9 protein-coding genes and 1 pseudogene are annotated in these 12,312 nt (G+C 66.6%); 7 read left to right on the forward strand and 3 right to left on the reverse strand.

Going from position 1 to position 12,312, the window contains the following annotated elements:
* Positions 1-59: 59 nt before the first annotated feature.
* On the forward strand, positions 60-2,123 hold the full coding sequence (locus FHS42_RS22110; RefSeq protein ID WP_184574596.1) for an ATP-dependent DNA helicase: 2,064 nt from the start codon (positions 60-62) through the stop codon (positions 2,121-2,123).
* Positions 2,124-2,476: 353 nt separating this feature from the next.
* Here the strand turns inward: FHS42_RS22110 and lexA are convergent, their stop codons facing one another.
* Complete coding sequence (gene lexA / locus FHS42_RS22115; protein ID WP_184574598.1) at positions 2,477-3,265, reverse strand: transcriptional repressor LexA; 789 nt, start codon at positions 3,263-3,265, stop codon at positions 2,477-2,479.
* Between the two features lie 772 nt (positions 3,266-4,037).
* Here lexA and nrdR point away from each other — a divergent pair.
* The 4 genes from nrdR (at position 4,038) to FHS42_RS22135 (ending at position 9,584) form a co-directional block, all read left to right on the forward strand.
* Positions 4,038-4,499: a transcriptional regulator NrdR gene (gene nrdR, locus FHS42_RS22120; RefSeq protein WP_184574599.1), complete on the forward strand. Its 462-nt coding sequence runs from the start codon at positions 4,038-4,040 to the stop codon at positions 4,497-4,499.
* A gap of 112 nt (positions 4,500-4,611) precedes the next feature.
* Positions 4,612-7,473 carry a vitamin B12-dependent ribonucleotide reductase gene (locus FHS42_RS22125; RefSeq protein ID WP_184574601.1) on the forward strand — a complete coding sequence of 954 codons (2,862 nt, stop codon included), beginning with the start codon at positions 4,612-4,614 and terminating at the stop codon, positions 7,471-7,473.
* A gap of 202 nt (positions 7,474-7,675) precedes the next feature.
* Positions 7,676-8,233, forward strand: a complete 558-nt coding sequence (locus FHS42_RS22130; RefSeq protein ID WP_184574603.1) for a hypothetical protein — start codon at positions 7,676-7,678, stop codon at positions 8,231-8,233.
* Positions 8,234-9,368: 1,135 nt separating this feature from the next.
* Entirely contained in the window at positions 9,369-9,584 is a 216-nt protein-coding gene (locus FHS42_RS22135; protein WP_184574605.1) for a DUF6243 family protein, read from the forward strand.
* 140 nt (positions 9,585-9,724) lie between these two features.
* Here the strand turns inward: FHS42_RS22135 and FHS42_RS38280 are convergent, their stop codons facing one another.
* Together FHS42_RS38280 and FHS42_RS22140 are read right to left on the reverse strand one after the other, a co-directional pair.
* On the reverse strand, positions 9,725-9,847 hold the full coding sequence (locus FHS42_RS38280; RefSeq protein WP_281392833.1) for a hypothetical protein: 123 nt from the start codon (positions 9,845-9,847) through the stop codon (positions 9,725-9,727).
* Positions 9,848-9,988: 141 nt separating this feature from the next.
* Positions 9,989-10,303 (reverse strand): annotated as a pseudogene (locus tag FHS42_RS22140) (transposase family protein); the annotation flags it as partial.
* A gap of 147 nt (positions 10,304-10,450) precedes the next feature.
* On the opposite strand from FHS42_RS22140, the gene FHS42_RS22145 reads away from it, so the two are divergent.
* Both FHS42_RS22145 and FHS42_RS22150 read left to right on the forward strand, forming a co-directional pair.
* Positions 10,451-11,374: an arylamine N-acetyltransferase family protein gene (locus tag FHS42_RS22145; RefSeq protein WP_312866984.1), complete on the forward strand. Its 924-nt coding sequence runs from the start codon at positions 10,451-10,453 to the stop codon at positions 11,372-11,374.
* A gap of 33 nt (positions 11,375-11,407) precedes the next feature.
* Complete coding sequence (locus FHS42_RS22150; protein ID WP_184574607.1) at positions 11,408-12,013, forward strand: YdbC family protein; 606 nt, start codon at positions 11,408-11,410, stop codon at positions 12,011-12,013.
* Positions 12,014-12,312 lie beyond the last annotated feature (299 nt).

A 12,312-nucleotide genomic window follows, 5' to 3' on the forward strand; every position in this document is an offset into this window, starting at 1 on the left:
CCATCCCTGTACGGCTCGCGACCAACGCTGTCAGTGGCGCCCCGTAGGCTGGCTTTCCTATGACTTCATCGCCTTCACCGACCCTCACCGACCTGCTGCACGCCGCCGTGACCGCCGTCGGCGGTACGGAACGCCCCGGGCAGGTCACCATGGCTCAAGCCGTCGCCGAGGCGATCGGCGCATCCCGGTTCCTGGACCAGGACGACGGCGACGGCGGAGGTGAGGCGGAGAGCGAGCGCGCACATCTGCTCGTCCAAGCGGGAACCGGCACGGGGAAGTCCCTCGGCTATCTGGTCCCCGCCATCGCGCGCGGCGAGCGAGTCGTGATCGCCACCGCGACGCTCGCCCTACAGCGCCAGCTCGTCGAGCGTGACCTTCCGCGTACGGTCGATGCGCTGCACCCCTTGCTGCGCCGCCGCCCCGAGTTCGCCATGCTCAAGGGCAGGTCCAACTACCTGTGTCTGCACCGGCTACACGAGGGCGTGCCGCAGGAAGAGGAGGAAGGGCTTTTCAACCCCTTCGAGGCCGCCGCTGCCCAGCCCGGGCAGGCCACCAGCAAGTTGGGCAAGGACCTGCTGCGGCTACGGGACTGGGCGGACGAGACCGAGACCGGCGACCGGGACGACATGACACCGGGCGTCTCCGACCGTGCCTGGTCTCAGGTTTCCGTGTCATCTCGGGAGTGCCTGGGCGCATCGAAGTGCGCGTACGGCGCGGAGTGCTTCGCCGAGGCGGCCCGCGAGCGCGCCAAGCTCTCCGACGTCATCGTCACCAACCATGCGCTGCTCGCGATCGACGCCATCGAGGGCGCCCCCGTGTTGCCCGGCCACGAAGTGCTGATCATCGATGAGGCGCACGAATTGGTCTCTCGCGTCACCGGGGCCGCCACTGGCGAACTCACCCCCGGCCAGGTCAACCGCGCCGTACGGCGGGTCGCGAAGCTCGTCAACGAAAAGGCGGCGGACGCTCTACAGACGGCCGCCGAGAGCTTTGAGCGGCTGATGGAGCTGGCGCTCCCGGGCCGCCTCGAAGAGGTTCCAGAGGACCTCGGCTACGCCCTGATGGCCTTGCGTGACGCGTCGCGCACGGTGATCTCGGCCATCGGAAGCACCCGCGATAAGTCGGTGCAGGATGAGGACGCGGTCCGTAAGCAGGCGCTGGCCTCGGTGGAGAGCGTGCACGCGGTAGCGGAGCGCATCGTGGAGGGCTCCGAGTACGACGTCGTCTGGTACGAGCGGCATGACCGATTCGGCGCCTCGCTACGGGTCGCACCGATGTCCGTCTCCGGGTTGTTGCGCGAGAAGTTGTTCACCGACCGCTCCGTGGTGCTCACCTCGGCGACCCTCAAGCTTGGTGGCGACTTCAACGGCGTGGGCGCATCGTTGGGCCTCGCTCCGGAGGGCATGGCGGAAAAATCCGGTGGGGACGACTCGGCTATGCCGCGCTGGAAGGGGCTTGACGTCGGTTCGCCCTTCGACTACCGCAAGCAGGGCATTTTGTACGTGGCCCAGCATCTGGCTCAGCCCGGGCGCGAGGCCGGCCGGGCGGACATGCTCGATGAGCTGACCGAGCTGGTTGAGGCCGCTGGTGGACGCACGCTCGGGTTGTTCTCGTCCATGCGGGCCGCTCAGACGGCGGCCGAGGAACTGCGTGGGCGCCTTGACACGCCCATCCTGCTCCAGGGCGAAGAGACGCTGGGCGAGCTGATCCGTTCCTTCGCCGCCGATCCGCGGACGTGCCTGTTCGGCACGCTGTCGCTGTGGCAGGGCGTCGATGTGCCGGGGCCGAGCTGCCAGTTGGTGGTGATGGACCGGATTCCGTTCCCGCGCCCCGATGACCCGCTGATGAGCGCCCGGCAGAAGGCGGTCGAGGAGGCCGGGGGCAACGGGTTCATGGCGATCGCGGCGACGCATGCCGCCCTGTTGATGGCGCAGGGCGCCGGTCGCCTGGTGCGTACATCGGGGGACCGGGGCGTGGTGGCGGTGCTCGATCCGCGGCTGGCCAAGGCCAGATACGGCAGCTTCCTGCGGGCGTCGATGCCGAACTTCTGGTTTACCACCGATGGCGAGCAAGTCCGCCGATCCCTGTCCGCCATCGATGCGGCAGCCAAGTCCGGGGAGTAAGCCAAGGCCGACGAGGTTGCGGCGGTTTCCTGCCTTCGCTGGGGACGCCCGGGAGCGCGCCTGACGGCCACTGCGAGCGGTGACGGTTGTTACGGAGCCAGACAGCCGCGCCCTCGGCTGGTTCGGCTGGAGATGACCTGCGCTTGGTGGCCACTGTCAGAAGGGACGGCCGTGTACCTCGGCGGGGCGCACACCGAAGTCTGACGGTGGGCGCCCCTAGCAGCGATCTGCCGTCCGCACGAAAAACGTGTCAGCGGCGCAACGAAAGCCATCTCGGCGAGGCACGGGAGAGTCGGTGAGGGGAGCAGCCCCGGAACCGGCGCAGTGGTCCCGGGGCCGGTCGTGGGAGGCGGTCAGACCCGGCGCAGCACCGCTACCACCTTGCCGAGGATGGTCGCTTCGTCACCGGGAATCGGCTGGTACGCAGCGTTGTGCGGGAGCAGCCACACATGGCCGTCCTCACGCTTGAAGCGCTTGACGGTTGCCTCGCCGTCGAGCATCGCAGCCACGATGTCACCGTTCTCCGCCACCGGCTGACGACGCACGGTGACCCAGTCCCCGTCGCAGATGGCGGCCTCGATCATGGAGTCGCCGACCACCTTGAGGACGAACAGCTCACCGTCGCCGACCAGCTGCCGGGGGAGCGGGAAGACATCCTCGACCGACTCCTCGGCCAGAATCGGACCACCGGCGGCGATCCTGCCGACCAGCGGTACGTACGAGGCTGCGGGCTTCCCTGCCGTGTCGGCGGGCTGGGCACTGCTGGGCTGGTCGGAGCCACGGACCTCGTACGCGCGAGGCCGGTGCGGGTCTCGGCGGAGAAACCCCTTGCGCTCAAGCGCCATGAGCTGATGGGCCACGGACGAAGTGCTGGAGAGGCCTACTGCCTGCCCGATCTCCCGCATGGACGGCGGGTAGCCCCGTCGCTGCACGGAGTCGCGGATCACCTCGATGACACGCCGCTGCCGATCGGTCAGTCCTGAGCTGTCTGCCCGGATACCTGGAGGTCGGCCGGGCAGCGAGCGGGCTGGCCGCTGCCCTTCTGGGCTTGGGGTGGCGTCATTCATCGCGTGTGCCGGTTCGAGTCGGTTCCGGGAGCGGTCCTGGGCAGTGATGATGGCGCTGTCTGCGGTGGTGGTCACGGCGGCCCCTCTCGATATGTTCTCCCTAGTTAGCCAACGGTAGTTGCTTTCGAAAGGTTGCGCCAAACACACGTTCGAGTGAAAATCCGCAGATTACCTGACGTGATCACGAGGCGTCGTGTATGAGCCGGGAGATGAATTCGGGCCATTCACGGTACCGCTCTCGGCGCGGACGGCGTGCGCCGGGGTGGTGCACACCGCAGTGGTGTGCTCATTTCCCGCGTCTTTTCGCGCATTTACCCGCGTGCCCGCGTGCACTCCCTCCCCCTTCCGCCGTCCCCTTTCCTCCTTCCTCGCCTATCTCCGCCGCGCCGTACCTGTCCCGCGGGCCCATGCCGGGCCGGGTGACCGTCGCGCCGTGGCCTTCCGCATCGTTACGGTGTGTAGCCAGTGGCGGTGCAATGGTGCGCGTACGAGGACTGTGGCAGGTGTGGTGAGGGGGCTGGGCTGGATGTTCGGGCGCCCTCGCTGCTGCTGTGGGCGCCGCTCAGTGCATCACTTGCGCCCCAGTGGCTCCGCCATGGCATGGCTTCCCGTACCCTCGTGGCTGCCGCTGCGCCACGACACGCCACGGCGGTCGCTGAGCGCCCGGCACCAGATCTAGTGGTTTGATAGACGTCAGCCACCTACAGGTTGTGGTCCCGGGTGAATATCCGCCCAGGTCATCGCCTATGCTTGGGGCTACTTCGGCAGGTTGGCCAGCGGGCCTGTCGAGGATCATCAAGGCTGGGATTCGTACGTCGTTTTTCATGGCGAGGAGGGTGAGGGAGTCATGCACTGCCCCTTCTGTAGGCATCCCGACAGTCGCGTAGTTGACAGTCGCACCACCGATGACGGCTGCTCGATCCGCAGGCGTCGGCAGTGCCCCGACTGCTCCCGCCGGTTCACCACCGTGGAGACGGCGTCACTCATGGTGATCAAGCGGAGTGGGGTCACCGAACCCTTCCGTCGCGACAAGGTCATCTCTGGCGTGCGCAAAGCGTGCCAGGGGCGACCGGTCACCGAGGACGCGCTCGCCCAGCTCGGCCAGCGCGTCGAGGAAGCGGTTCGCGCCACCGGCAGCGCCGAGCTGTCCACGCACGATGTCGGGTTGGCCATACTCGGCCCGCTGCGGGAGTTGGACCTCGTTGCCTATCTGCGCTTTGCCAGCGTCTACCAGGCTTTTGAATCGCTAGAGGACTTCGAGGTCGCGGTCGCGGAACTGCGTGACGGAGCGGCTCGCGCCGCTGACTAGCGGCCACACATAGATGTGTCCGGGGCGCTCCGCGTTCCCGGCCAAAGACAGGCACTGCGCCATGGAACAAAGTGGCGCAATTGGGCGTTTTTGCCCGTATCAGGGAGGCGGAATGACAGAGACGGCGAGCGGTCCGGCACGAGGTTCCCGCTCCAAGGGAAGCAAGGCGACCAAGGGCCTGCGTATCGAGCGCGTCCATACCGTCCCCGGAGTGCACCCCTACGACGAGGTGGTCTGGGAGCGCCGAGACGTCGTCATGACCAACTGGCGTGACGGCTCGATCAATTTCGAGCAGCGTGGCGTCGAGTTCCCCGACTCCTGGTCGGTGAACGCGGTCAACATCGTGACGAGCAAGTATTTTCGGGGCGCGGTTGGCGCGCCTGGCCGCGAGTCGAGCCTGAAGCAGCTCATCGACCGTGTGGTCGGCACGTACCGTAAGGCCGGCGAGGACCATGGGTACTTCGCCTCCCCGGCGGACGCCGAGATTTTTGATCACGAGCTGACGTACGCACTGCTGCACCAGGTCTTCTCGTTCAACTCGCCGGTCTGGTTCAACGTGGGAACCAAGCAGCCGCAACAGGTGAGCGCCTGCTTCATCCTTTCCGTAGATGACTCCATGGAGTCGATCCTCGACTGGTACAAGGAAGAGGGGATGATCTTCAAGGGCGGTTCCGGCGCCGGCCTGAACCTCTCGCGCATCCGCTCCAGCAAGGAACTGCTGTCCTCCGGCGGCAATGCCTCGGGCCCCGTCTCCTTCATGCGCGGCGCAGACGCCTCCGCGGGAACGATCAAGTCGGGTGGCGCCACCCGGCGCGCGGCCAAGATGGTCGTCCTCGACGTGGACCACCCGGACGTCGAAGCCTTCATCGAGACCAAGGTGAAGGAAGAGGAGAAGGTCCGTGCCCTGCGGGACGCGGGCTTCGACATGGACCTGGGCGGCGATGACATCACCTCCGTCCAGTACCAGAACGCCAACAACTCGGTGCGGGTCAACGACGAGTTCATGCGCGCCGTTGAGGCGGGCAGCTCGTTCGGCCTGCGCGCCCGGATGACCGGCGAGGTCATTGACGAGGTTGACGCGAAGGGCCTGTTCCGGAAGATGGCAGAGGCGGCCTGGGCCTGCGCCGACCCGGGCATCCAGTACGACGACACCATCAACCACTGGCACACCTCGCCCGAGTCGGGCCGGATTAGCGCGTCCAATCCGTGCAGCGAGTACATGCACCTGGACAACTCCTCGTGCAATCTGGCCTCGCTCAACCTCATGAAGTTCCTGCGCGATGACGACCAGGGCAACCAGTCCTTCGATGCGGAGCGCTTCGCCAAGATCGTCGAGCTGGTCATCACCGCGATGGACATCTCCATCTGCTTCGCGGACTTCCCGACGCACAAGATCGGCGAGACCACCCGTGCCTTCCGGCAGCTTGGCATCGGCTATGCCAACCTCGGCGCGCTGTTGATGGCCACCGGCCATGCGTACGACAGCGACGGTGGCCGGGCCCTTGCCGGGGCCATCACGTCGCTGATGACCGGCACGTCCTACCGGCGCTCTGCCGAGCTGGCCTCCGTCGTCGGCCCGTATGAGGGCTACGCCCGTAACTCCGACGCCCACAAGCGCGTCATGAAGCAGCACTCGGACGCCAACGGTGTCGCCACACGGGTGGACGACCTGGATTCCCCGGTGTGGGCGGCGGCTACCGAGGCGTGGCAGGACGTCATCCGGCTTGGTGAGAAGCACGGCTTCCGCAACGCCCAGGCGTCGGTGCTCGCCCCGACCGGCACCATCGGCCTGATGATGGACTGCGACACCACGGGTGTCGAGCCCGACCTGGCGCTGGTGAAGTTCAAGAAGCTGGTCGGCGGCGGCTCCATGCAGATCGTGAACAACACGGTCCCCAAGGCGCTGAAGCGGCTCGGCTATCAGCCGGAGCAGGTCGAGGCGGTCGTCGCGTACATCGCCGAGCACGGCAATGTGATCGACGCCCCGGGGCTGCGGCCTGAGCACTACGAGGTGTTCGACTGCGCGATGGGCGAACGGGCCATCTCGGCCATGGGGCATGTGCGGATGATGGCGGCGGCGCAGCCGTTCCTGTCCGGCGCGATCTCCAAGACCGTGAACTTGCCCGAGTCGGCCACCGTCGAAGAGGTCGAAGAGGTCTACTTCAAGGGCTGGGAACTCGGCCTGAAGGCGCTCGCGATCTACCGCGACAACTGCAAGGTCGGCCAGCCGCTTTCCGCGAAGAAGAAGGAGGCAGCCAAGGTCGAGCCGGAGCCGGAGAAGATCGTCGAGTACCGGCCGGTCCGTAACCGCCTTCCCAAGGGCCGCCCCGGCATCACCACCTCCTTCACGGTGGGTGGCGCCGAGGGGTACATGACCGCCAACTCCTACCCGGATGACGGGCTGGGCGAGGTCTTCCTCAAGATGTCCAAGCAGGGTTCGACCCTCGCGGGCATGATGGACGCCTTCTCGATCGCTGTCTCGGTCGGCCTCCAGTACGGCGTGCCGCTGGAGACCTACGTCTCGAAGTTCACCAATATGCGCTTCGAGCCTGCGGGTATGACGGACGATCCGGATGTGCGGATGGCGCAGTCGATCGTGGACTACATCTTCCGCCGCTTGGCCCTGGATTTCCTTCCCTTTGAGACGCGCTCGGCGCTTGGCATTCACTCGGTGGAGGAGCGCCAGCGGCATCTGGACACCGGTTCGTACGAGTCCAGTGACGATGACATGGATGTTGAGGGGTTGGCCCAGTCGGCTCCGCGCCAGTTCGCGGCCCCTCAGCACATCGATCGCAAGCCGGAGAAGGTGGCCGTGCCGGCGCCGAAGCAGGCGCACAACTCCACCGAGCTGGTGGAAATGCAGCTTGGCCTTAACGCGGACGCCCCGCTGTGCTTTTCCTGTGGCACCAAGATGCGTCGCGCGGGTAGCTGCTACCTGTGCGAGGGGTGCGGCTCGACGAGCGGGTGCAGCTAACCCACCGAAGCCATCCGGTCTACCCGTAACTCGGCGCATTTGCTGAGGACTTGGTGATGCTGGCTTTGTGAGGAGGTCCGGCCTTTTGGTCGGACCTCCTCGCCGTTGGCGCGGGCTCCCCAACATGTTTGTCTCCGGTTAAGCCGGAACTTCACCGGTTAAACCGGAAGAGAATCTTGTGGCGAATTGTTGCCTTCGTCTTGTGCAGGGAAGCCCTCAACAGGGGAAGCGGGCGGCGTTTTTCGCCGACCTGCTGCGGGGCTACGGCACCGTGCTTCTGACAGTCGCCGGGGATCGGCACTCAGTCGGCAAGCTCCGGCGCTTCGTGTCTATCCTGGAGAACGTCCGGCCAGTCTTCCCCGAAGGACCTTGGCTGTGGCCCACCGAGCGCTGTGGCGTGTCCGGCCGTAAGCAGCCACGCACGATCACCGCTGGTGCGGACGATGCCTGGGGGCAGGCGGTGTGGTGGCGGTTGCCGGTGCTGATGGCCAATGCCCATATCCGGTTCGCCGAGCAGGTCCAGGAACGACTGATGACCCAAGGGGTCCAGATCGGACACAGCCGCGTTCACGAGCTGGTGACGCAAGCGCCGGCACGACTCACCGTCGAGATGCCGTTCGCGCTGTGCCGAATCCTCGATCGCACGCCGTCCGATCTATGGCTCGACCTCGGTCAGGTCGCAGCCGATCACAACCTCGATTGCGTAGCCCGGCAGCGGCTGCGTAGTGCGACAGTCGTTTGCGCCGGCGAGTTCTTTTGACGGCCGCCAAGACCGTGGCCTAGATGGCCGACGCTGTTGACGGTCGCCTTTCCGGTACGACGCTGGATGCTGTCGCCGCCGCTATTGAAGCTGCCGGAATGACCCAGAGCGGTCGTGCGTGCTTCGGCAATCGGCTACAGAGCCCCGCGGGGACGGAGCGGGCGAATGTCGCCGCCATGACCGGGAAGGTCGCATATCGGCTGGGTGTTGCACTGCACGCGGCCGGCATCATCGACCGCATTCCTGTGTGCGCGCGCTGCGAACGCCCCCGCCGGGTGAATCGAGAGGGCTGGCGCAGTCGGCCTGCCAGATTTGCGGGCCTCGTAATCACCGGTCCAAGGCCCTGAGCGCTGATCCTGCTCAGCTGGACTCCACAGGATGCCAGCATTGGCCTCCCGCTGTGACAACTGCGCCGACGATTCAGGGCACCGTCTTGTCGAGCACGCGACCGCGAAGTTCCGGTGCCAGCACCGACGCCGCGCGAAAGGTCGTCATAGACGTCCTGACCCATCGGATATCCCGACGCCTGGTCGGGGAATGGCTGTGCGCCGGCGGGTCACTGACCCAGGACCACGCACCCCCGCCACTGGTCCAACGGCTTCGATACGCCCTTGCCGACGACCTGCCACACATTGACGAACACGTCCACAAGCAGGCGCATGCGACTACTGGACCACCCCCACCGTCAGCAGGTCCGACCAGTTCCATCGCCCACCGTGCTGCCCGGCTCTGCCTCACCCCACTCAAAGGTTGTCCCGTAACGGCGGGACGCAAGTGAGATGATCTCTCATACCGACAGTGTGCTCGCGACCCCTGACAACGCCCGCGGCGGCCCAGCAGCGCCCATCTGTGACCTGCCCCGGACGCGCGGCGACCACCGGTCGGTACTGGCGATGCTGAGATTCCCGGAAGGAAACGGCTGGCCCGGGCGCTCGCCGAAGGCCCGGCCGACGCCCGGGCAGCGAAAAGGTTGGTGTGCAGGGCCGACGGAAGCGGGTAACGTCTTTGTCATGTTCTTCCAGACGCCGATTTACGAGTGAGAGTGTGATGGGCCCCCGCTGACGTCCTGCGACGTCGCCGCCCGTCCCCCACCGATGAATCCGTAGATCACTTCACATCATTACCGGGAGAGCCCGTGACCGTGAGCAAGAACGTCAACAACCCCGTGGGTATGGGTGGCGGCCAGCGCAAGAGGCTGTCCCGCGCCGAACGGCAGAACAACGGTCCGTACCGCAACCTCGATCGCCAGGGTGCAGCCGATCAGAAGGCGGAGCTGGTGCGCAAGATGCGTGAGAAGGCGGGCGCAGCTGAGGGCGACGGGCAGACGGGCGACGACACCGCACAGAGCTGACGCCGCCGCGGGACGGCACCGCACGGGGCAGGGCCCTGGACTGCGACGCGCGGTTCAGGGCCCTGCCGCCGTATCCGGGGCCCAGCCGCCGTACCGGGCGCGGCCGGTCCCGCTCGGCTCCTCGGCTGACCACCCACATCTCAGCCGACCACCCGGGGCAGCCGCAGATTCAGCAGGCCCGTCACTGCCACCACCCCGAACTGCACCAGCAGCGTGACCACCGGCGCGTTCCCCGTGCCCAGTCCGGGCGACACCGCAGCCAAGGATTGTCCGTAACTGACCTTCGCACCGGTGCGGGCGAGCCTTCCCCTGGCCCTTGTAGCCCGTCCTCGCGCCCCTCACACCCCCCGCCTCGGAGCCCGCACAGCCTGAGCCTGCGGTCGGTTGCCGATCCGCCCGTTCGTCTATCCGGCGAGGGCGAGACTGCGCAGTCGTGGGATGCCGAGCATGGCGTGGTGGCCGCCGTCGCCTTTGTGGCGGCAGTCGTGGAGGAGCTTCCAGGTCTTCATGCGGGTGAAGACGTGCTCGACGCGGGCGCGGACCTGCTTGTGGGACTTGTTGTGCACCTGCTTCCAGCTGGGCAGCTTCTCGCCTCTGCCGCGCCTGTGGGACATGGCAAGGCCGGTGCCCGGGTAGCTGCTGTCAGCGATCGTCATGGTGTTGCCGACGGCGGCCTTGGCTCCGCATTCTTGCCATGCTTTGCAGTCGTTGCGGTTGCCGATGCTGAACTCGTACGGGTCCGGCTTTGGCCGGATGGGCAGGCGCGGGGAACATGTAAGGCGCACAGAACATATAGAACATATAGAACATATAGAACAAGCAGAACACGCGATGGACGCGGAGTGCGGGTAAGGGTGGGAGAGGCTGTGAGCGAGTTCCTGTGGGGCGGTGACCGACTGGACTTGGACGCGTACCTGGCGCGCATCGGTGTCGCCGGAGCGGCGGGACCTGAGGAGACTGGCGGAGCGTCGGGCCCGGCGTCGTTGGCCGGGGCGGGGGGCCTTGGGGCTGCCCAGGGGAGTGCCGCGGGCGGGTTCGCCGCCGATCTGGAGACGTTGCGCACTTTGCACCGGGCGCATGTGGCGGCGTTTCCGTTCGAGAACTTGCAGGTTCTGCTGGGGCGGCCGGTCCTTTTGGACGTAGAAGCCCTGCAAGCCAAGATGGTGCGTCAGCGGCGCGGGGGCTACTGCTATGAGCAGAACCTGCTGTTCGCGGCCGTGCTGGAGCGGCTCGGCTTTTCTTTTACGGGGCTCGGAGCGCGGGTGCGGATGGGCTCGGACAAGCTGCTGGCCGACACTCATATGCTGCTGCGGATCTCGCTGGGCGATGCGGAGTGGATCGCGGACGTGGGCTTCGGCGGTGAGGGGCTTTTGGAACCGCTGCCGTTTAGCGATGGTGTCCAGCGCAGCCAGGGTGACTGGACGTTCGGGCTCGCGCGCGAGGCCGGCCCGGTCTGGGTGCTGCGGTCGCTGCACCCAGATGGCTGGTTTGACCTGTACACCTTCACCTCGGAGGAGCGGTACCCGGTCGATTACGAGGTCCGCAACTACTACGTCTCCACGCACGAGCGCTCTCCCTTCGTCTCCCGGCCGGTGGTCCAGCAAACCGAGCCGGGCGCACGGCGCAGCCTCGTCGGCGCGCGGTTGTCTTTCGCGCGCCCCGATGGTTCGTGGGAGGAACGCGAGGTTGAGTCGGACGAGTTGGTTGATGTGCTGTTCAGTGAGTTCGGTATCGAACTGAGCGAGGCCGATGGGAACAAGCTTGTCCAGGGGTATGCCTCCGGTTCGTGACGGTGGCGGTCGTATGGGCCGTACGATGGCGCGGTGCTGGTCAAGTGGATTCGCTGTTCCGTCGTGGACCGTCCTGGGTTCGAGCGTGGGCAGCGGAAATGGGCGGGGTTGCTCGGCGAGCCGGGTTTCCGTGGGCAGGGTGGCGGGTGGAGCCGTAAGCGTCCGGACGTGGCGCACATATTCGGCTTCTGGGAAAGCAGGGCGTTCTACGACTCCTTCATGGCGCGATCGCATGACCGGCTGGCGGCCGGCCAGGCCGGAACGTACAAGGACATGCAAGTGCTGCTCTTTGAGCGGCAGTTCGACGTGAAGGTGGGCTTCCAGCCCCGCTTCACCGATGTGGACGTGGTGCGGGTCGCGCACTGCCAGGTGCACGCGGACCGGGTCGAGCACTTCACCCTGATGCAGGAGAAGGTCTGGAACCCGGCCATGGCTGGGTCACCCGGCATGCTCCGCGGCGTATTCGGTCATGCTCCCGGCAACGAATTCCTCGTCCTGTCGATGTGGAATTCGGCGGCTGAACACGGCAAATACCGGGAGGAGCGGGTGCAAAGGCTCGGCTCCCGGGCCGAGGTGGACGTGGATATCGCCGCGCTAGCCGGCGACGTTGTCGCAACGGAGCCGTCGTGGACGGTGTGAGGAAACGGGTGTGCCACACCGCGGGATAGACCGCGGCGGCTGCCGAGGCTTCCCTCGCATGGCGGGCTGTGCGCCGCGGTGTCACCCGCCTCACCTGCTGCGTTGATCAGGTCGCGCGGAGGCCTTGGCGGGCCGTGGCGAGCCGGCTCCGCCGAGACCGGCTGGTTCTTGCGTGAGGGGTGCCTCCCTCTGGTCATCGGTGCGCTTCGGAGCGTCGGCTTCGGTGGCACGTTGCCGGGCTTCCTCGTCAGTTTGCGGGGTGGTGGTGTGCGGGCCTGTTGGTGAGGTGGCAGTCCCGG

The sequence above is a fragment of the Streptomyces zagrosensis genome, from assembly GCF_014203645.1.
Taxonomy (GTDB): Bacteria; Actinomycetota; Actinomycetes; order Streptomycetales; family Streptomycetaceae; genus Streptomyces; species Streptomyces zagrosensis.

Excerpts from the sequence above, each read along its gene's own strand:
- FHS42_RS22110 (WP_184574596.1), top strand. The coding sequence starts at position 60 with ATGACTTCATCGCCTTCACCGACCCTCACCGACCTGCTGCACGCCGCC.
- nrdR (WP_184574599.1), top strand. The coding sequence starts at position 4,038 with ATGCACTGCCCCTTCTGTAGGCATCCCGACAGTCGCGTAGTTGACAGT.
- FHS42_RS22125 (WP_184574601.1), top strand. The coding sequence starts at position 4,612 with ATGACAGAGACGGCGAGCGGTCCGGCACGAGGTTCCCGCTCCAAGGGA.